This window comes from Acidisoma cellulosilyticum (assembly GCF_020621385.1).
GTDB lineage: Bacteria > Pseudomonadota > Alphaproteobacteria > Acetobacterales > Acetobacteraceae > Acidisoma > Acidisoma cellulosilyticum.
In genome coordinates this window covers 471,902-492,321 of record NZ_JAESVA010000001.1, presented here as the reverse complement: position 1 = coordinate 492,321, position 20,420 = coordinate 471,902, and the positions used below count along the sequence as shown (strand labels likewise).

General features: G+C 64.0%; 15 protein-coding genes. 10 read left to right on the top strand and 5 right to left on the bottom strand.

Going from position 1 to position 20,420, the window contains the following annotated elements; genetic code table 11:
- Window positions 1–41: 41 nt before the first annotated feature.
- The 6 genes from ACELLULO517_RS02250 (at window position 42) to ACELLULO517_RS02225 (ending at window position 8,570) form a co-directional block, all read left to right on the top strand.
- Window positions 42–1,541, top strand: coding sequence for a PfkB family carbohydrate kinase (locus ACELLULO517_RS02250; protein ID WP_227305481.1), 1,500 nt, complete (start codon window positions 42–44; stop codon window positions 1,539–1,541).
- A gap of 27 nt (window positions 1,542–1,568) precedes the next feature.
- On the top strand, window positions 1,569–3,716 hold the full coding sequence (locus ACELLULO517_RS02245; protein WP_227305480.1) for a malate synthase G: 2,148 nt from the start codon (window positions 1,569–1,571) through the stop codon (window positions 3,714–3,716).
- A 123-nt stretch (window positions 3,717–3,839) separates the two neighbouring features.
- Window positions 3,840–5,336, top strand: a complete 1,497-nt coding sequence (locus ACELLULO517_RS02240) for an ABC transporter substrate-binding protein (protein ID WP_227305479.1) — start codon at window positions 3,840–3,842, stop codon at window positions 5,334–5,336.
- Window positions 5,333–6,280: an ABC transporter permease gene (locus ACELLULO517_RS02235; RefSeq protein WP_227305478.1), complete on the top strand. Its 948-nt coding sequence runs from the start codon at window positions 5,333–5,335 to the stop codon at window positions 6,278–6,280. The genes ACELLULO517_RS02240 and ACELLULO517_RS02235 overlap by 4 nt, the downstream gene beginning before the upstream one ends.
- Window positions 6,277–7,089, top strand: coding sequence for an ABC transporter permease (locus ACELLULO517_RS02230; RefSeq protein WP_227305477.1), 813 nt, complete (start codon window positions 6,277–6,279; stop codon window positions 7,087–7,089). The genes ACELLULO517_RS02235 and ACELLULO517_RS02230 overlap by 4 nt, the downstream gene beginning before the upstream one ends.
- The gene (locus ACELLULO517_RS02225; protein ID WP_227305476.1) at window positions 7,086–8,570 is read left to right on the top strand and encodes an amidase; all 1,485 of its coding nucleotides are present in this window, start codon (window positions 7,086–7,088) and stop codon (window positions 8,568–8,570) included. The genes ACELLULO517_RS02230 and ACELLULO517_RS02225 overlap by 4 nt, the downstream gene beginning before the upstream one ends.
- Here ACELLULO517_RS02225 and ACELLULO517_RS02220 read toward each other — a convergent pair.
- The 3 genes from ACELLULO517_RS02220 to ACELLULO517_RS02210 form a co-directional block, all read right to left on the bottom strand.
- Window positions 8,563–9,567: a P1 family peptidase gene (locus ACELLULO517_RS02220; protein ID WP_227305475.1), complete on the bottom strand. Its 1,005-nt coding sequence runs from the start codon at window positions 9,565–9,567 to the stop codon at window positions 8,563–8,565. The genes ACELLULO517_RS02225 and ACELLULO517_RS02220 overlap by 8 nt on opposite strands.
- 9 nt (window positions 9,568–9,576) lie before the next feature.
- Window positions 9,577–10,479 carry an agmatinase gene (gene speB / locus ACELLULO517_RS02215; protein WP_227305474.1) on the bottom strand — a complete coding sequence of 301 codons (903 nt, stop codon included), beginning with the start codon at window positions 10,477–10,479 and terminating at the stop codon, window positions 9,577–9,579.
- Window positions 10,480–10,565: 86 nt separating this feature from the next.
- Window positions 10,566–11,705, bottom strand: coding sequence for a Hint domain-containing protein (locus ACELLULO517_RS02210; protein WP_227305473.1), 1,140 nt, complete (start codon window positions 11,703–11,705; stop codon window positions 10,566–10,568).
- Window positions 11,706–12,149: 444 nt separating this feature from the next.
- On the opposite strand from ACELLULO517_RS02210, the gene mutS reads away from it, so the two are divergent.
- The 4 genes from mutS (at window position 12,150) to ACELLULO517_RS02190 (ending at window position 19,103) form a co-directional block, all read left to right on the top strand.
- Entirely contained in the window at window positions 12,150–14,816 is a 2,667-nt protein-coding gene (mutS, locus tag ACELLULO517_RS02205) for a DNA mismatch repair protein MutS (protein WP_227305472.1), read from the top strand.
- A gap of 2 nt (window positions 14,817–14,818) precedes the next feature.
- Entirely contained in the window at window positions 14,819–17,620 is a 2,802-nt protein-coding gene (locus ACELLULO517_RS02200) for a [protein-PII] uridylyltransferase (protein ID WP_227305471.1), read from the top strand.
- A 69-nt stretch (window positions 17,621–17,689) separates the two neighbouring features.
- Window positions 17,690–18,556, top strand: a complete 867-nt coding sequence (locus ACELLULO517_RS02195) for an SMP-30/gluconolactonase/LRE family protein (RefSeq protein WP_227305470.1) — start codon at window positions 17,690–17,692, stop codon at window positions 18,554–18,556.
- 160 nt (window positions 18,557–18,716) lie between these two features.
- Window positions 18,717–19,103: a hypothetical protein gene (locus ACELLULO517_RS02190; protein ID WP_227305469.1), complete on the top strand. Its 387-nt coding sequence runs from the start codon at window positions 18,717–18,719 to the stop codon at window positions 19,101–19,103.
- Window positions 19,104–19,132: 29 nt separating this feature from the next.
- Here the strand turns inward: ACELLULO517_RS02190 and ACELLULO517_RS02185 are convergent, their stop codons facing one another.
- Window positions 19,133–19,663, bottom strand: a complete 531-nt coding sequence (locus ACELLULO517_RS02185) for a GNAT family N-acetyltransferase (protein ID WP_227305468.1) — start codon at window positions 19,661–19,663, stop codon at window positions 19,133–19,135.
- 62 nt (window positions 19,664–19,725) lie between these two features.
- Window positions 19,726–20,340 (bottom strand): 30S ribosomal protein S4, encoded by a 615-nt coding sequence (gene rpsD / locus ACELLULO517_RS02180; protein ID WP_227305467.1) that lies wholly within the window; start codon window positions 20,338–20,340, stop codon window positions 19,726–19,728.
- Window positions 20,341–20,420 lie beyond the last annotated feature (80 nt).

Genomic DNA, 20,420 nt, shown 5'->3' with positions numbered 1-20,420 from the left:
TTTCTGCACTACCGGGCGGGAAGGAGGGGCGCTATTGCAGAATGATGAACGATGTTTCGGGTAACCCTCCATCCTTCCAAAGCGATAAGCCTCGTGATCTGCTGGAGGCAGCGCGCGCACTCGCCCGGGCGTCCGTGCTCGTGGTGGGCGATGCCATGCTCGACCGGTATTTCTATGGCGAGGCGACGCGCATCAGCCTAGAGGCGCCGGTCCCGGTCCTTTGCGTCCAGCGGGAACTTTCCCTGCCCGGGGGTGCTGCCAATGTCGTGCGCAATATCACGGCCCTCGGCGGGGCCGCGGCCTTCGTCTCGATCGTGGGTGACGATATGGCAGGGTCGGACCTTACGGCGCTGATCGGCCGGCAGAATGGGGTAGAGCCCTGGCTGCTGGTCCAGGGCCGGCGCGTCACTACCGTCAAGACGCGCTTTCTGGCCCAAGGCCAGCACCTGCTGCGGGTCGACACGGAAGATCCGGTGCCGCTGCATCACAAGATCGCCGAGCGGCTGCTGCGGATCGCGACCGACGCCATGGCGGCCACCAGCGTCACCCTGCTGTCCGATTACAACAAGGGCGTGCTGGCCGGTGACATGCCGGCGAAACTCATTGCCGCTGCCAAGCAGGCCGGAAGGCCCATCATCGTCGATCCCAGGGGCGAGGGTTACGAAGCCTATCGCGGCGCGGACGTCATCATGCCCAATCGGCGGGAACTGGCCACCGTCACCGGTATGCCAGCCGAAAGCGACGAACAGATCATGCTCGCCGGTCGGGCGCTGCTGGCGCGCTTTGCCATCGGCGCGGTGCTCGTCACCCGGTCGGAACACGGCATGAGCTTAGTGACGCCGGATGAGGTCTGGCATTTCCCGGCCGAGGCGCTGGACGTGCACGACGTCGCTGGTGCCGGCGATACCGTCGCGGCCGTTCTGGCCGCCGGCATGGGCGCGCGCCTGCCGCTGCCCATTGCCGCCCGTCTTGCCAATGTCGCGGCCGGTATCGTCGTCGGCAAGGTCGGCACGGCGGTCGCGCGCTTGCCCGATATCGAGGCGCGGCTCTCGCCCGAGACCGGCGACCACACCAAAATCGTGACGCCCGCGGCGGCCATCGAACAGGCTGAGCGCTGGCGCCGGCGTGGCTGGCGGGTGGGATTCACGCATGGCAAGTTCGACCGGATGCATCAAGGTCATGCCCATCTGCTGGAACAGGCGCGCGGCGCCTGCGACCGGCTGATCGTCGCGATCGACGGTGACGAACCGCCTTTGCCCAAGCGGTCGCTCGGCCGTCCTGCCCGCCGTGCAGCCGACCGCGCGATGGCGCTGGCCGCTCAGCCGGCGGTCGATCTCGTCTGCGTGCTGGAGGAGGAGAGCCCGCTGGCGATGATTCTGGCGCTTAAGCCGGATCTTCTGGTCAAGGGCTCAAGCCACGCCGAGGCCGATATCATCGGCGCCGACAGGTTGGGTGCCTGGGGAGGCACAGTGCTGCGAGCGGAGCTTCTGCCGGCTTCCGCGCGGGGCAATGGCAGAGTAGCCTCGGACACCGAAATCTGAAGCGCCTCATCTACAGGGATCGCCATAATGGATCGTGTTGACGCGAATGGGCTGCAGGTCGCGAGGCCGCTCCATGATTTCATCCAAAACCAGGCGCTGCCGGGCACGGGGCTGGACGTGGCCGCTTTCTGGGCGGGCTTTTCCGCGCTCGTGCATGATCTGGCGCCCGAAAACCGCGCGCTTCTGGCCAGGCGTGACAGTCTGCAGGCCGAGATCGATGCCTGGCATCAGCATAACAAGGGCGCGGTCGATGCCGCCGCCTATCGCGGCTTCCTGAACGATATCGGCTATCTGCATCCGGAGCCGGCGCCCTTTACGGTGACGACCGCCTCGGTCGACCCCGAAATCGCGACGCTGGCCGGCCCGCAGCTTGTCGTCCCCATCACCAATGCCCGTTACGCGTTGAATGCCGCCAATGCCCGCTGGGGCAGTCTTTATGACGCGCTCTACGGCACGGATGCGATTGCCGAGGATAATGGGGCGGAGCGTGGGCGCGGCCTCAACCCTGTCCGCGCGCAGCGTGTGGTGGCTTACGCCAAGGATTGGCTGGATCAAATCGCGCCGCTGGCCGGCGGCAGTCATGCGGATGCCCAGGGTTATACCGTGGAATCTGGCGCATTGGTCGCGACCGGCATCGGGCCGTTACAAGATGCGACCGCTTTCGTGGGCTATCGCGGCAAGCCGGAGGCGCCGGAGGCCGTGCTGCTGCGTCATAACGGGCTGCATGTGGAATTGTTGCTGAACCGCGCGCATCCGATTGGGAAGGATGACCCGGCCGGTGTCGCCGATATCGTGCTGGAAGCGGCACTGAGCGTGATCATGGATTGCGAGGACAGCGTCGCGGCGGTCGATACCGAGGATAAGATTTCCGTCTACGCCAATTGGCTCGGCCTCATGCAGGGGACGCTGTCCGCCACGCTCACCAAGGGCGACCGCAGGATCGAGCGCAAGCTGGAAGAGGACCGCCGCTTTACGGCGCCGGACGGCAGCACGCTTTGGCTGTCCGGCCGCAGCCTCATGCTGGTGCGCAATGTCGGCCATCACATGTTTACGGACGCAGTGCTCACGCAGGATGGACAAGAGATTCCGGAAAATCTGCTTGACGGCGTGGTGACGTCGCTGATCGCGCTGCATGATCTGCAGTCGACGGGCAGCATCCGCAACAGCCGCGCGGGTTCGGTCTATATCGTCAAGCCCAAGATGCACGGGCCGGAAGAAGTCGCTTTCGCGAATACTGTCTTCGACCGGATCGAGAGTTTGCTGGGTCTTGCGCCCGATACGCTCAAGATGGGCATCATGGATGAGGAGCGGCGGACCTCGGCCAATCTCGGTGCCTGTATCGAAGCGGCCAAAACCCGTGTGTTTTTCATCAATACCGGCTTTCTGGATCGCACGGGCGATGAGATCCATACCTCCATCGAGGCGGGTGCCATGGTGCGCAAAAGCGCGATGAAGGGCACCGTCTGGATCAAGGCCTATGAGGATCGCAATGTTGATATCGGGCTCGCTGCCGGGCTGCGCGGTCATGCCCAGATCGGCAAGGGCATGTGGGCGGCCCCTGACCGGATGGCGGAGATGCTGGAGCAGAAGATCGGCCATCCCCGCGCCGGCGCCAATACGGCCTGGGTTCCGTCACCGACGGCCGCGACGCTGCATGCGTTGCATTATCATGCGGTCGATGTCGTGGAGCGGCAGGAGGAGATCGCGAGCCGTCCCCAGGCCTCGCTCGGCGCGCTGCTGACGATCCCGGTGGCCGAGGGCACCAATTGGTCGCCGGAGGAAATCCGGCAGGAGATCGACAATAACGTCCAGGGTATTCTGGGCTATGTCGTGCGCTGGGTCGATCAAGGGGTCGGCTGTTCCAAAGTGCCGGATATTCATGACGTCGGGCTGATGGAAGACCGCGCGACATTGCGTATCAGCAGCCAGCATTTGGCGAATTGGCTGCATCATGGCGTGGTGACCTTGCCTGAGGTCGAAGCCGCTTTGCGCCGGATGGCTGTCGTCGTCGATGGTCAGAATGCCGGTGACGCACTCTATAGACCGATGGCGCCGGGGTTCGACGGCCCGGCCTTCAAGGCGGCCTCGGACCTCGTCTTCAAAGGGCGGACCCAGCCGAACGGCTATACCGAGTTCATCCTGCATGAATGGCGTCGCGTCGCCAAAGCGGGGTGACGCGGCCGGAAGGGGCGGCTCAGCCGGCTTCAGGTGAACGATCATCGCCGCACGCCCTTGGCAAGGGCGTGCGGCGATGATCTTCTGTGTGCGCCGCATCATAGACCTCTGAAGGACAGGCCGTTGAAGACTTCCAGCCTCTGGCGTTCCTCAACCCTGCTCGCGGGGCTTTGCACCTGTCTTGCCTCCGTGCCGGCCCTGGCGGCACCGCCCGACAGCCTGACGATCGGCATTGCGCTGGAGCCGCCGGGCCTGGACCCGACGGCTGGTGCCGCCGGCGCCATTCGTGACGTGACCTATGACAATATCTTTCAGGGCCTGACGCGCATCGATGAGGCGGGCAAGGTCGTGCCCAGCCTGGCCAAGTCCTGGACCGTCTCGCCCGACGGGCTGACCTATACATTCGATCTGCAAAACGGCGTCACCTTTCAGGACGGTACGCAATTCGATTGTTCCATCGTCCAGTTCAGCTATGGCCGCGCTATGGCGGCCGATAGCATCAATGCGCAGAAGCAATTATTCGCGCCGATCGCCAAGGTCGATTGCCCGAGCCCGCTGCAGGCCGTCATCACGCTGAAGCAGCCGACCTCGACCTTTCTCTACAATATGGCCTGGGGCGACGCGGTGATGGTGGCGCCCAAATCGGCTGCCGCCAACAAGACGCATCCCGTCGGCACTGGTCCGTTTGAATTCAGCCGCTGGGTGCCGGGCGACCGGATCGAGCTGATTCGCAACCCGCATTATTGGGGACCAGCGCCCAAGCTCGCTGCCGTGACATTCCGCATCATCCCCGATCCGGCAGCGGCGACGGCCGCTCTGCTCTCGGGCGCGCTCGACGCCTATCCGGATTTTCCGGCGCCCGAGACAGTGGTGAAATTCCAGCATGATCCGCGTTTCACCGTCGATATCGGGACCACGGAAGGCAAGGTCATCCTGGCGCTGAACGATGCGCGCAAGCCTTTCAATGACATCCGTTTTCGGCAGGCGCTGGCCTATGCCATCGACCGCAATGCGATCATCGAGGCCGCCTATTCCGGTTACGGCAAGGTCATCGGCTCGCATTACACGCCGAGCGATCCGAACTATGTCGATCTGTCCGGCGCTTATCCCTACGACCCCGCCAAGGCGAAGCAATTGCTGCAGGAAGCCGGCGTCAAGCCAGGGATGAGCTTCACCATCACCATGCCGCCGCCGAGCTACGCGCAGCGCAGCGGCCAGTTGGTTGCCGCCTATCTTTCGCAAGTTGGCATCAACGTGAAACTCGAATCCGTCGAATGGGCGAAATGGCTGAGCCAGGTTTTCAGCCAGTCGGATTTCGACGCAACGGTGATCGCGCATGTCGAATCCCGCGATCTCGATATCTATGCCCGCCCGCATTACTACTTCAATTACGACAGCCCGGCCTATAAGGCGCTTTACGCGCAATATATCGCAGCGACGGATCCGACGCAGCAGGCCGCTTTGGTAGAGAAGTTGCAACGTCAACTTTCAGCGGATGAGCCGAATATATTCCTGTTCGCCCTGCCCAAGATCGGTATCTGGAACGCGAAATTGAAAGGCATGTGGTCGAACGATCCGATGCCGGCGGATGACGTGACACAGGTGTACTGGGCGCAGTGAGCGGTTTTCTGCTGCGGCGGCTGGGCACCCTGATCGCCGCACTGTTCTTCGCCTCCATCGTCGTCTTCGTCGTCCTGCAGATCCTGCCCGGCGATCCGGCGCTGGTGATCCTGGGGCCGGATGCGCAGGCCGATACGCTGAAGGCGCTGCGCCACCAGCTCGGCCTCGATCTGCCGGTCTGGCTGCGCTACCTGCATTGGATCGGCGGCGTGCTGACCGGGCATTTCGGCCGCAGCACGGCCTATGACATATCGATCGCGACGCTGATCCTGCAACGCATCGCCGTGACTGTCCCGCTCGCGATTGGCGCGATGCTTCTCGCGACCCTGCTTGCCATTCCCATCGGCGTTTTTGCGGCCTCCCGCCGTGGGGCGGTCGATGGCAGCATCATGGCGGCGACCCAGATCGGCGTCGCCGTGCCGGACTTCTGGCTCGCCTTGCTGCTCATTCTGATCTTCGCCGTCCATGTCACGTGGTTTCCGGCGGGCGGCTTCCCCGGCTGGTGGCACGGCACCGGTGCGGCACTGAAGGCGCTGGTGCTGCCGACCGTCGCACTCGCCGTGCCGCAGGCAGCGATCCTGGCGCGCGTCACGCGCGGCGCTGTGCTGGATGTGGGGCTACGGGATTATCTGCGCACCGCGCGCGCCAAGGGTCTGCGCGAAGGCGCTATCCTGTGGCTGCATGCGGTGCCCAATGCTCTGATCCCGGTTACCACGCTGATGGGTCTGCAATTCTCATTTCTGCTGGCTGGAACAATCATCATCGAAAACGTGTTCACGTTGCCTGGGCTCGGCTCGCTGCTGTTCCAGGCCATCGGCCAGCGTGATCTGGTGCTGGTGCAGGACCTTGTTCTTCTCTTCGCCGGCCTCGTCATCCTGATCAATTTCCTGGTCGATGTGCTCAACGCCGTGATCGACCCCAGATTGGCAAAGGTCCGGTCTTGACCAATCTGCGCATTCTCCTCGGCGGTGGTCTTACCGTGCTTGTTATTCTGACCGCACTGGTGGCGCTGGTCTGGACACCCTATGCGCCGACCGCGATCGATATCCTGCATCGCCTGGCCGCGCCCTCGGGCCTGCACCCCTTCGGCACGGATGCGTTCGGGCGGGACACGCTGTCGATGATCATGGCGGGGGCCGAAAACTCCATCATCGTCTCGCTTGCCGCTGTCGCCATCGGCGCGGCGCTCGGCATTCCGGCCGGGCTGCTGGCCGCCGCCCGCGGCGGCTGGACGGAAGAGCTGCTGATGCGCGGCGCCGACCTCACTTTCGCTTTTCCGGCGCTGCTGACGGCGGTGATGATCACGGCTTTGCGTGGACCGGGAGCCTATACGGTGATGATCGCGATCGGCGTGTTCACCGCGCCGGTGCTTGCGCGCGTTACCCGCACCGCCGCCGGCGTCATCTGGGTGCAGGATTATGCCCGTGCCGCCCGCGCCCTTGGCCGTGGTCGCGGCGCGGTGACCCGCGTCCATATCCTGCCGAATATCCTCAGCGTGCTGACCGTGCAGATCACCATCCAGCTCTCGCTCGCCATTCTGGCCGAGGCCGGGCTGTCCTTCGTCGGCCTCGGCGCGCAGCCGCCCGCGCCCAGCTGGGGTCGTATGCTGAACGAGGGGCAGACCTATATCTACACCGCGCCATTTTTGACGTTATTTCCGGGCATGGCGATTGCAGTCGCGGTCCTTGGCCTCAACATGCTGGGCGACGGCTTGCGCGACGCCATGGATTTAAGACGACGGAGACGTGCATGACCCCGCCTTGGACCGTGAGAACGCTTGGCGCCGCGCTGGCGCGCGGAGATGTGACGGCGGAGGCGGTGGCCGAGCTGTCGCTCGCCCGCATCGCGGCCGAGGATCAGACCCTCAACGCCATCATCACGCCCAATCCTGGCGTGATGGAGGATGCGCGGGCGATCGATCGCAGGCGGGCGGCGGGGGAGGCCGTGGGGCCCTTGGCCGGCATCCCGGTCCTGGTCAAGGACACGATGGATATGGCCGGGCTGCCGACGACCGGCGGCTGGTCCAAACTCTCGGTCCGGGCCGGCGGGATCGATCTCATCCCGCGGCGTGATAGTGCGGTCGTGGCGCGCATGCGCGCGGCGGGCGCCCTGCTGCTCGGCAAGACCAATGTCCCGGTCATGAGTGCCAGTGGCACCAATGCCAATGACAGTTGGGCGGGTCCGACGCTCAACGCGATCGCGCCCGAGCGTGCGCCCGGCGGCAGCAGCACGGGGTCGGCGACCGGCGTCGCTGCCGGCTATGCCGCGATCGGCCTCGCCGAGGAGACCGGCGGGTCGATCCAGAACCCAGCTGCAGCCCAGGGGCTGGTCGGGATCAAGCCGACCTTCGGCCTGGTGCCCAATTCCGGCATCATGCCGCTGGCGAACAGCACGCGCGATGTCGTGGGGCCGGTGGCGCAGACCGTGCGGGGTGCCGCGATCGCGCTGGATGTGCTGGCGGGTTACACGCCGGAGGACCCGAAGACCGTCGCCGGTATCGGGCGGCGGCCGCTGGGCGGCTATGCTGCCGCCATCCGACCCGGCGCGCTGCAGGGCAAGCGGCTTGGCCTCTATGGGCCGGGCTGGCGCCATGCGACTCTGTCGCCTGCCAGCGACGCTTTGTTCCGTACCGCCTGCGAAGGGCTGAAGGCCCTCGGCGCGGAGCTCATCGAAGATCCTTTCGCGGGGTCAGGCTTTGCCGATCTCGCGCATTTCGTCAGCGCGCTGCCCTATGATCCGCGCGGCGAGGAATCGGTCGTCTATGACCTCGACCGCTACCTGGCGGGTTTCGGACCCGACAGCCCGATCAATTCGCTGGAGAGCCTGAAGCGCGTCACCGGCGTCGATCCTTTCGATCCGTCCGGCCCGCTCGGCTATCTGTGGGAGTTGGAGGATTTCCGGCATCTGGTCGCGAATTATCGCGACCCGCCGCCGCTCACGCGTTTCCTCGCGATCCGCGAGCAATATCTGCAGATCTTTAAGCAGGTCATGGCCGCGCATCGGCTGGATGCGATGGTCATGCCGCAAACGCAAGCCGAGCCGCCGCTGCTCCATGCGCCTGAACCGATCCTGGAAACGGCGGTCTCTGAGATCAATATCGCTGGATTGCCGGCAATCACCGTGCCGGCGGGGCTTTACCCCTCCGGCGCCGGTTTCGGCCTGCTGTTCGTGGGGCGCCTGTGGAAGGAAGCGCGGTTGATTTCCTTCGCCGCCGAATACGAGGCGATTACCTGAACAGGTCGCGCCAACTCGGCAGGGCACCAGGATAGGGCAGGGCGGTCGCCTGGTACACGCCGCGGGCGATGGACCGGGCGGTCACCATCATGGCGGCATGGCATAGCAAGGTCAGCACCTGCGGCGTCACCGCTTCGCCTTGTCCGGTGGCGGCCGCGAACATCGTATCCCCGTCGAAGGGCAAGTGAGCGCCGTGAACCGCACGGGCCAAGCCGTCCTGCGCCGCGATCGCTAGCCGCTTGGCCTGCGCCTTGGACAGCGGGGCGTCCGTCACGATGAGCCCGATGCTGGTCGCGGTCGGTGGATCGACCTCGTCCTGAATACCCTTGGCCCGCAGTTTCAGATCTTCGACCGAAAGCGGATGGGCCGGAAAACCCTGTGCCCCGAATTCATCCCCTTGTTCGAAAGGGGCGGCCCAGAAATGCGGGCCTTTGCCCACCAGCGGATTGCCGACCGGATTGGCGATCGTGATGGCAGCGACCCGGTAACCGGCGCGGGTCTCGGCGCTGGCCGAGCCAAGGCCGCCTTTGACGAGCGGTGTCGTGGCACCCGTGCCACCGCCGACCGTGCCAAGGGCGAAAGCGCCACGGGTCGCGGCCTCGCACGCCGCATAGCCCATCTCGCGATAGGGCGAAAACCGGCCCCAATCCTTGTTGCCGCCATTGGTGAGATCGAAGACGATCGCCTGCGGGATCACGGGCACTTGTACGCCGCCGAAGACGGCGCCCCGCTTCTGCTCCCGCGCCCAGGCTTGCACACCGCCGGCCGCATCAAGCCCGAAGCAGGATCCGCCGCCAAGCGCGAAACCGTCGACCCTGAGGGCCGTCATCTCAGGCTCCAGCAGCGCCGTATCCCGGCTGCCGGGCGCGCCGCCCAGAATGCTGACGGACGCGGTTGCGGGCTCGTCGAACAGGATGGCCGTCACGCCTGAGCCAAGGGCGAGGTCGGTCGCGTGACCGACGATCAGCCCGGGAATATCGGTCAGCAGATTGAGCATGATGCGCGCTCAGGCCTGCGCGCGGCCAAGAAGGGCGAGGTATTCCCACATCACGGTCGCGGCCGCGAGGGCGGTGATCTCGCTCACGTCATGGGCGGGCAGAACCTCGACCACATCCATGCCGACGAAGAAGATTTCGGTGAAGCGGCGGATGATGGCCTGGGTCTGCCAGGAGGCGAGACCGCCGATCTCCGGCGTGCCAGTGCCAGGGGCGAAGGCCGGGTCCAGGCAATCGACGTCATAGGTCAGATAGGTGGGACGGTCTTGGCCTGCGACCGCGATGGCCCGCTTCGCGACCGCCGCGACCCCCATCTCATGCACATCCTGGGCGGAGAGGATGGTGACACCCTGACCGATCGTCCAATCCCAGACATCGCGCTGGACCGGGGAGCGGATGCCGATCTGGATCATCCGATGCGGATCGACCAGACCCTCGTTGATGGCGTGGTAGAAGACCGAGCCATGGCCATAGACCTGGCCAAAATTATCGTCCCAGGTATCAACATGGGCGTCGAAATGGATGAGGCTGAGCGGCTCGCCGAGGCGCTTGCGCAATGCGCGCAGCAGCGGCAGCGTGATGCCGTGCTCACCGCCCATGGCGAGAAGATGCGGAATATCGGCCGCCTGCTTTTCGATCAGCGCCAGGCTTTTCGGCAGGTCGCCGAGTGCGATCTCAAACTCGCCCAGATCAGCGATGGGCATGGCATTCACATCGGTCCAAAAATAAGGATGCTCACCGTCCACCAGCATGCGGCTTGCCTGGCGGATGGCGCCCGGGCCGGAGCGCGCGCCGGCGCGATTGGTGACGCCGATATCGAGCGGAATGCCAGCGACCGTAAAGCTGGGCCCCACGCCCGCGATGCTGCGTCCGAGAAAACCGGGACCGGTCGCGAAAGTCGGGATACCTGCCATTGTCTCACCCTGCCTCAATGCAAACCGGTTGTTGTCCGGCTCACGATGCATAGCCCAGCGTGACAGCGCTGGCGACCGTGTGGCCGTTACATACGGGCGAGTTTGGAGCCGCTCAGCCGAGGCACCGGACGGGGACGCGGGCCAGGGCGGTTACGGGTTATCACGGTCTCGGGCGCGGTCGTGGAATTTGCGGGGTCTATCGCGACCATGCGCGCATGCAGTTTCACGGCTTGGCGTTCCAGCCATTCCAACACACGCAACGTCTCGGGCAGATCGGCCTCTTCGATCATGGCGGCAAGATCGAGATCGGTCAGCGCGCTGGACGGCGCAATTGCGGAGAAGCTGAACGGGCAACCATTGAGGGTTTTCCCATCAGCCGCACGTCGCACTGTCAACTCGTGCGGCTCGCGCGGATCGAGTGGCCGAGGCAACTCCACATGAAAGGCATGATGGCCGTTGCCGATACCGGCGCGTCGCAGATCGCTGCGAAACTGGTCCGCGACCGTAACGGCGACGATCGTCCCCTTGTCCATCACCTCCAGCACGACCGGCACATCAGGGTGATCGGGCAGCCAAGCCCAGCCGGACAAGACCGCCCGATCGACCCATTCCACCTTGCCCGACAAAGGTCCGCCTTGCGGGCGTTCCATAATTTCGGGCTCCGTTATGCCGGCGCGCAGCGCGATGCGCGCGCGGATACGGTCAACCAAAGGGCCAGACTGAAGGATGGGCGCACAGGTTTTCCAGCCTTGGCTGGGCATCTCATCCCTGACGCCGGAGGAGGTTGAATTCATGAACATCGCGCGGTCGCCACGGTCGATATAGCTCTCTGCGGGCATATCTTCGGCCAGCACCACGGCGTGAACCGGCATTTCGATATTGTAGTAGGCGATCGGGTCCATCTCCTCGCAGCGGGTGATGGTGCTGCCGTTCAGCAGGGTCTCGGCCGGGACCAGGATGCCGTCGATAAACAGATTATGCAGCGGCGACAGAAAAAGGTCGCGCGACGGCACCCCATCATCGATCGCATGTGCTTGGATTTTAACGGGAATGCTGTTCGGGCTGAGGCGAGCAAAGTGCCGGCCATAGACGCGCTGGCCGATCCAGCGGATCGGCAGGATGCCGTGCTGCAACGTCAGAACCTGGTCGGTCAGGCGCAGTTTTTCGACCCGGACCCGCCCGCGTGTTGTCAGTATTCGCGTGCCACCGCAAAAGCTCGCGCCCATCTTGCGTCTTCGCCTTAGCTTAAAGGGAGGGGGATAGATGTCTGGCTAGTTGAGGTGAGATAATAAATACATGTTCATTAGCCATACTCTAACTTTTTTCTAAAGGCCGACAATATTATGTTTCGTATTCGATTTAAAATTATGGTAAATTCTAAAAGTTTCAAGGTTTTTATAACAAACTAATCAATTTGGATGATCCACGCGCGAGCAATTGCCCTATAATTTTTATTTTTGTCAGCATGGAAGAAAAATGTACTAGTCGTTGCTGGAATTAATGCAAGAATTGCTGCGGGCGCATTGCAGTTTTGTTTTTTAATTTTTGCCCTTTGCTTTTGTGCGCCAAACGAGCTGTGTTGGCTACCCGGTCCTCGCTGCAGCCTTGGGCAAGGCTAGGTCCCTGCCAGAGCTCTTCCGCCATAAGGACAGGCTGGCTACAGAGTATCTATGCAGATACCGAGTGCCGCCGGCGCGACCCCTTCGATGGCCCAATGGTTCGCCATGAAGGCGGACCATCCCAATGCCTTGCTCTTTTTTCGGATGGGCGATTTCTATGAGCTGTTTTTCGCCGATGCGCAGGCGGCCGCGGCGGCGCTCGATATCGCGCTGACGGCGCGTGGGGAGCATGGCGGCCAGCCCATCCCGATGTGCGGTGTGCCCGTCCACGCGCGCGATGCCTATCTCGCCAGGCTGATCCGGCGCGGTTTCCGCGTTGCCTTGGCCGAGCAGACGGAAGATCCCAAGAAACGTGTCGGCAAGGCCCCGCTGCGGCGCGAAGTGATACGCATCATCACCCCCGGCACGCTGACCGAAGACGCGCTGCTGGAAGCGGCTCAGCCTAATCTTTTGCTGGCGCTGGTCGAGGCCGAAAAACCGCGCGGCCGTGAAAAGGCGCCGGCTTTCATCGGTGCGGCCTGGCTCGATATCTCGACAGGTCAGTTCGAAACGGCTCAGGTATCGCGCGCCGATCTCGCCTCGCTACTCGGCCGTCTGGCTCCGGCTGAAATTCTGGCCGATGCCGCCATTCCGCTCGGCGCTTGGGAAGACAAGCGCGGTGTCGACTGGCCGCCCGCCCCGCCGCGGGCCGAGGATGCCCGCGCCCGTCTGGCCCAGGCTTTCAATGTCGCCAGTCTCGATGCCTTCGGCAATTTCACCGATCTGGAAGCGATGGCCGCCGCCATGGCGCTGGACTATCTGCGCCTCACTCAGGCCGGGCGTCAGCCGCATTTGGCACATCCTGCTCCGCAGGGGGAGCGCGGCGTGCTGGCGATGGATGCGGCGACACGCGTGAGCCTCGATATTACCGAGACGCGGGCGGGTGATCGCAGCCAGCATACGTTGCTCGCTTCCATCCGGCGGACAAGCACACCCGGCGGCAGCCGCCTGCTCGGCGCCTGGCTGCATGCGCCACTCGCCGATCTCGGCGGGATCGTCGCGCGCCAGGACGGCTGGGATTTTCTGCTGTCCCATACCGCGCTCTCGGATGAATTGCGGCTCGGCCTGCGCGCGGCCCCTGATCTCGCCCGCGCGCTTGCCCGGGTCGCGCTGGGCCAGGCGGGTCCGCGCGATGTCGCGGCGATCGGGCAAGGGCTGACGGTCGCGGCCAATCTCGGCGCTTTGATGTCCGACGAACTGCCGTCGATCCTGCAATCGGCACGGCAGGCGCTGGGCGCGCTGCCTGACCTCGGGCAATACCTTGTCGGTGCCTTCACGGACCCGGTGCCGGTGCGGTTGGAAGACGGCCGTGCCATAGCGCCCGGTTTCGATGCGGCGCTTGATGAGGAACGCAGCCTGCGCGACGAGCAGCGACAGATCCTCGCGCGCGTTCAGCTGGACTATGCGGAGCGCTACGGCGTCCCCAATCTCAAGATCAAGCATCACGCCCAGCTCGGCTATGTGATCGAGGTGCCGGCCACGGCTTCCGAAAAGCTGCGCGACAGGCCCGAGCTTGTGTTGCGCCAGGGTTTGGCTTCCGGCGCACGCTTCACCAGCACCGAACTGTCCGAACTCGATCAGAAAATCGCGGCCGCCGCCGAACGCGCGGGCGCGCGGGAGCGGATCGTCTTCGACGGTCTGGTCGAGACGGTCATGCAGGCGCGCGACGCCATTTCAGACTGTGCTGCGGCGCTGGCCTTGCTCGACGTAATGCAGGCCGCCGCGCGCCTTGCTGAGCAGACGGGCTGGTCGCGTCCCTTGATGACCGAGGGCGAGGAATTCCAGATCGAGGCCGGTCGCCATCCAGTGGTCGAGGCAGCGCTCGCCGGGCGCAATCCCTTCGTGCCCAATGATTGCGCGCTCTCGCCCGGTCAGCGGCTGATGCTGCTGACCGGCCCGAATATGGCCGGTAAATCGACTTTCCTGCGGCAGAATGCCTTGATCGTCATCCTGGCCCAGGCTGGGCTGCCGGTACCGGCGGCCGCTGCCACCATCGGTCTGGTCGATCGCTTGTTCTCGCGCGTCGGGGCCTCGGACGATCTTGCCCGTGGCCGGTCGACCTTCATGGTCGAGATGACGGAAACGGCGGCCATTCTGCACCAGGGCGGTCCGCGCAGCCTGGTCGTGGTGGATGAGATCGGCCGCGGTACCGCGACGCTCGACGGGCTGGCTATTGCTTGGGCAGTCCTGGAGGCATTGCACAATACGGTGCGCTGCCGTGCGATCTTTGCCACGCATTTCCATGAATTGGCCCGATTGTCAGGCATAATGCCCCAAGTGCAGCCTGCGACCATGCGGGTGAAGGATTGGAAGGGCAGCGTCATTTTCCTGCACGAAGTCACCAAAGGGGCAGCAGGGCGAAGCTGGGGCGTGCATGTGGCGGCCCTCGCGGGCGTGCCGGCGCCGGTCGTCAAGCGGGCGGGCGCCTTGCTCGCCAGTCTCGAAAAAGCAGGTCCGCTGACGCAATCTGCCGAATTGCCCTTGTTTGCGGCGGTGCAACAGCAACATGATGCCACCCCCGGTTCAGACTTGGCCGTGGAGCCTGAGGCGGATCTTCTGCGTCAGGCGCTGGCCGAGATCGATCCTGAGCAGCTGACCGCACGCCAGGCTTTGGATTGGCTGTTTCGCCTAAAGGATTTGGCTTCTGGTGCCTCAGCCGCGGATTCTCTAGCATCGTGACAATGTCCATCGATAACACCGTTTCCAGCTCCACCCTGACCGACGCCCTGTCCGAAATCGCGGCCGCTGACGGCAGCATTTCGCGCGAAGCGGCGCTGGCGGCCTTTCGTCGTCATCTGTCCCGGACCCAGCATCAGCTTCAGCTCGCCTTCGAGCGCGATGAACTATCCGGCCTGACGGCGGCGGCGGCACTCGCCAACCATATGGACGCGGTCGTCATCGCGCTGATGGACTATACCGGTTCGGTGGCCCGGCCGAACGCGCCCGACCGCATGACGGTCGTGGCCACCGGCGGCTATGGACGCGGCTATCTGGCGCCTTTTTCCGATATCGATCTGCTGTTCCTGACCGAGGCTGACCCTTCCGAAGAGACCCTCGCTTCGGTTGAGTTCATGCTCTATTTCCTGTGGGATCTGGGTCTGAAGGTCGGTCACGCTACCCGGTCGGTCGAGGAATGCCTGACCGAGGCGCGGAGCGACGCGACGGTGCGTACCACGCTGCTCGACGCCCGCTGTCTGGTCGGCGAAATGCCCCTGTTCGAGGAATTCCGCCGTCGCTTCCGCGCGCAATGCGTGGAATTGGGTGCGGCCGAGTTCATTCGCGTGAAGCAGGCGGAACGCGCTGCCCGGCATCGCCGCTACGGTGACAGCCCCTTCCTGGTCGAGCCGAATGTCAAGGAAGGCCGGGGCGCGATGCGCGACCTGCACTACCTCCATTGGGTCGCCAATTACGTCTATGACATCGCTGACGTCGACGATCTGCTGTCGATCGATGGCCCCTACGGTCCCATGCTCACCTTGCGGGAAGCGCGCCACTTCCGCCGTGCGCAGGATTTCCTCTGGACCGTCCGTTTCCATCTTCATTACGTCGCTGGGCGCCCGGAAGAACGGTTGACCTTCGATCTGCAGCCCATCGTCGGTGCGCGCATGGGCTATACGCGGCACGGCGTTCAGGACGGTGTGGAGCGCTTCATGCGCCACTACTTCCTGACCGCCCGCGACGTCGCGCGTCTCACCCATGTGCTGGAGCCGGAACTCGTCCGCGTCGCCCGTGGGTCACCGGCCGTGGTGGCACCCACCGACCAGATTCTGCTGCAGGCAGGCGTGATCCTGGCCGACGGGCAGCTTCTCTGCACCGATATCGATGCGGCCGCCAAAACGCCGATCATCATGCTCAAGATCATGCAATTCGCGCGTGACCGGCATTTGCGCATCCATCCGCTGGCGCTGCGTTCCATGATCCGTAACGAGCGGACCACCATCCAGCTGCGGCGCGATCCGCAGGCCATGGCGATCTTCATGGATCTGCTGTGCGGCAAGGACGGTGAGACCGGACGGTCGGACGGGGCGCGCTGGCTGTCGCTGATGAACGAGACCGGGATTCTCAGCCGTCTCGTGCCGGACTGGGCGCGCATCGTCGGCCAGATGCAGTTCGACACTTACCATGTCTTCACGGTCGATGAGCATACGATCGAGGCCCTGCGTGTCGTCGCCTCTCTGGAACGCGGTGAACTGACGGAAGCAGCCCCCGTCGCGTCCAGCCTTGTCGATCACCTGCAATCCCGCCGCGCGCTTTATACCGCCGTGCTGCTGCATGACATCGCCAAGGGTCGTGGCGGCGATCATTCGGTGCTGGGCGCGGAAATCGCCCTCAATATCTGTCCCATGCTGGGCCTGTCGGCGGAGGAGACCGAAATGGTCTCCTGGCTGGTGCTGCATCACCTGCTGCTCAGCCAGACCGCCTTCAAGCGCGATATCGACGATCCCAAGACCATTCTGGATCTTGTCGATACCGTGCAGTCGCCGGAACGTCTCAAGCTGCTCCTTGTCCTGACCGTCGCCGATATGCGCGCGGTTTCGCCCAAAGTCTGGAACGGCTGGAAGGCGACGCTGCTGCGCGAGCTTTATACCCGCGTCGCGGAAGTGCTGGCCGGCGGTCTGGCCACGACCGAGCGGGACGTGCGCGTGGCCCGCGCCAAGGAGGCTGCCGCCGAGCGGCTGAGCGATTGGACGGCCGAGGATATCGCGAGCTTCCTCGATCTCGGCTATCCGGCCTATTGGCTGAGCTTCGATCCCGCGACGCATGAGCGTCACGGTCGCGTCATCCGTGACGCCAGCCACCGGCAGGCGCCGCTCAGCGTCCAGCATGAAGTGCTGCACAATCGCGCGGTGACAGAAGTCACCGTCTATGCGGCCGACCATGCCGGTCTGTTTAGCCGGATTGCCGGAGCGCTCGCCATTGCCGGCGCGTCCATCGTCGACGCGCGCATCCATACGCTGACCAACGGCATGGCGCTGGATACCTTCTGGATCCAGGACGCGAATGGCGGCATCTTTGCCTCGCCCCAACGCCTGGCCCGCCTGTCCGTGCTCATCGAACAAGCGCTGGCCGGTAGCCTGCGCATGGAAAATGAGATCCGCGGCCTGTCGGACGCGCTGCTGGGCCAGCGCATGCGCGCGATCCATGTGCCGCCGCGCGTTGTCATCGATAATCACGCCTCCAATACCCATACGGTGGTGGAGGTGAATGGGCGCGATCGGCCCGGGCTGCTGCATGATGTGACGGCGGCGATCACCGGGCAGGGCATGCAGATCGCTTCCGCCCATGTCAGCACCTACGGCGTCCGCGCGATCGACGTTTTCTATATCAAGGATGTTTTCGGTCTGAAGGTTCAGAACGAGCGCAAGCTTGAAAATCTGCGTCACGCGATTTTGCGGGCGCTGGCTTCGGGCGATACCTCGGCGCCGACCGAACCCGACGCCGAAAGCTTCGCCCGCAGCCGGCCGAAGGTCGACGCCGCCTGAGGGATACCCCATATTTCGCCCAAAGGCGGGCGCCTTCCTGGCGCCCGCGCAGGGATTAGGAGTGGGTAGATGGCGCAGCGGACAGTCTCTCTCGTCTGGGACAGCGGATGCGGCACCGGGGAGAGCCCGACCTGGGACGCGGATGCCGGGCAGCTCTATTTCACCGATATCCCGAACGGTCGTCTGCACCGCTTCACGCCCGCGACCGATGCGCGGGAAACCTGGCAATTGCCCGAGGTTCTGGGCAGCCTCGCCCTCTGCCGTTCGGGCCGCATTCTGGTCTGCCAGAAGCAGAAGATCATGCTGTTCGATACGGCGACCGGCAGCCTCGACCTTCTGGCGGAGATCGACGAGCCTCAGACCAATCGGCTGAATGACGGCAAGGTCGGGCCGGACGGCTGTTTCTGGGTCGGCACCATCAATGAGGGCGCCGACGGTCTGCCTTCCGGCAACCTGTATCGCATCACGCCGGTCGGGGAGGTCCAGATCAAGGTCGAAGGCTTGAAGAACTCCAACGGTCTCGCCTGGACGGCCGACGGGCGGACCATGTACCACTCCGATACGCGCGGCCCCTGGATCGATACCTGGGATTTCGATGCGGAGACCGGCGCCATCAGCAATCGCCGCCGCTTCGCGGATGTGCCCAATGCCGAGGGCCGGCCGGACGGTGGTGCGCTCGATATGGATGGAGTCTATTGGTCGGCCGGCTCGGGCATGAGCGTCATCAACCGCTTCGCGCCGGACGGCACATTGGTCGAAAAAATCGCCATGCCGGTGCCGAATGCGACCATGCCCTGCTTCGCGGGCGATCGGATCTTCATCACAACCGCGCTACCGAGTGACGAAGTGAAACGCCGGGAATTTCCCGATGCGGGCGGCCTTTTTGAGATGCCGGTTGAGGTTGGCGGCGTTTCCATCAGCCGTTTCGCCGATTGATCGCGGAGGGACGAGCGGCATTGCGGCGGCATTGTGCCGAGCCTGCCCTAGATCCGTCCCAACCATTGTCTATCTACAAACTCACAAAGACGTTGGCGGCAGAGTTGGTAATCAGGGTGTTACAAACCTGCTCAATAGTGACGTCGAAAGGAGTTCTGACATGAAACTCTTGTCGCATTCGCGCTTCGCGCGCGGTTTGGCCGTTGCTGCCATGATCGGTGCCTTTGGTGCCCCTCTGGCTGTCGCGAGCTCGGCTAATGCCCAAGGCTATTACCACGGTGGTGGTGGCTATTATCATGGTGGCGGCGGTTACTACCATGGTGGCGGTGGTTATTACCATGGTGGTGGCTGGGGTGGACCTGGCGTTGCAGTCGGTGCCGGCCTTCTGGGCCTGGCCGTCGGTGCCGCTGTCGGTAGCGCCATTGCCGCCCCGCCGGTCTACGCGGCCCCGCCGCCCGTCTATTACGCGCCGCCGCCGGTGGTCTATGCGCCGCCCCCGCCGCCCGTCTATTACGCGGCGCCGCCCCCGGCCTATTACGTCCCGTAATCGGCCAAGGCTTATCCCATCAGGCGCATTCACCTGATGGGATGATTGGCGCTGTCATACTGGTCTTTGGTCAGGCTGAGATAGACGCTGTCGACCCAGGCCTCACCGATACGAAAGGTCGCCTTGGCTTCCCCCGTTTTTTGGAAGCCTAGGCGACCTAGCATTTTAAGTGATGCCGTGTTGCGCGGATCGACATCGGCGACGATTTCGGTCTTGCCGCGCGCGAAGGCTCTTTCCACGACGGCTTTCGAGGCTTCCTGTGCAAAGCCTTGTCCCCAGTACGGCCGTCCCAGCAAAATCCCCAATTCGCTGCCATGCCAAAGCCCTGCCTTGCCCAGGATGGCGCCCCCGTGGGTAATCAGGAAATCATCGGACGTGCCGGCTGCCACCGCACCCAAGGTATCGCCGACGAAAGCTTCCGTCTCGGCGAGCGTGGCATGGGGCAGGCTGGACCAATAACGCATGGTTTCCGCGTCGCACATGAAATCATGCAACGCGGGCGCATCCGCCAGGGTCATGCGCCGCAGGACCAGTCGCGGGGTTTCGATCTTGTCGGGCATAGTCACTCCAACAAAAAAGGGCGCCTTGCGGCGCCCTTTTTTTATTTGGCTGCGAGCCTGGATCAACGCGAATAGAATTCGACGACCAGGTTCGGTTCCATCTGCACCGGGAAGGGCACATCGGCGAGCTTCGGGGCGCGCAGGTAACGACCCTTCAGCGAACGATTGTCGACTTCCAGATATTCCGGAATGTCGCGCTCAGCGCTCTGCGTCGCGTCGAGAACGACGGCAAGCTGCTTCGACTTTTCGCGAACTTCGATCACATCGTCATTGGAGACGAGGTAGGACGCGATGTTCACGCGGCGGCCGTTGACCAGCAGATGGCCGTGGGAGACGAACTGGCGAGCCGCGAAGGGGGTCACTGCGAACTTCATGCGATAGATCACGGTGTCCAGGCGGCGCTCCAGCAGCTCGATGAGGTTTTCGCTGGTGTCGCCCTTGCGGCGCACGGCTTCCTCATAATACTTGCGGAACTGCTTCTCGCTGATATTGCCGTAGTAGCCCTTCAGCTTCTGCTTCGCCATCAGCTGAACGCCGTAGTCGCTGGGCTTCTTGCGGCGCTGGCCATGCTGGCCCGGACCGTAATCACGCTTGGCAACCGGGGACTTGGCACGGCCCCACAGATTGACGCCAAGGCGGCGGTTAATCTTGAACTTACTTTCGGTGCGCTTGGTCATGCGCGTCTCCTTCGTCTATGGCGCCAGTAGTCCGCCCCTGCCTCCGACGATCGGCTGATCAGATCGGGAGCAGCGAAAGG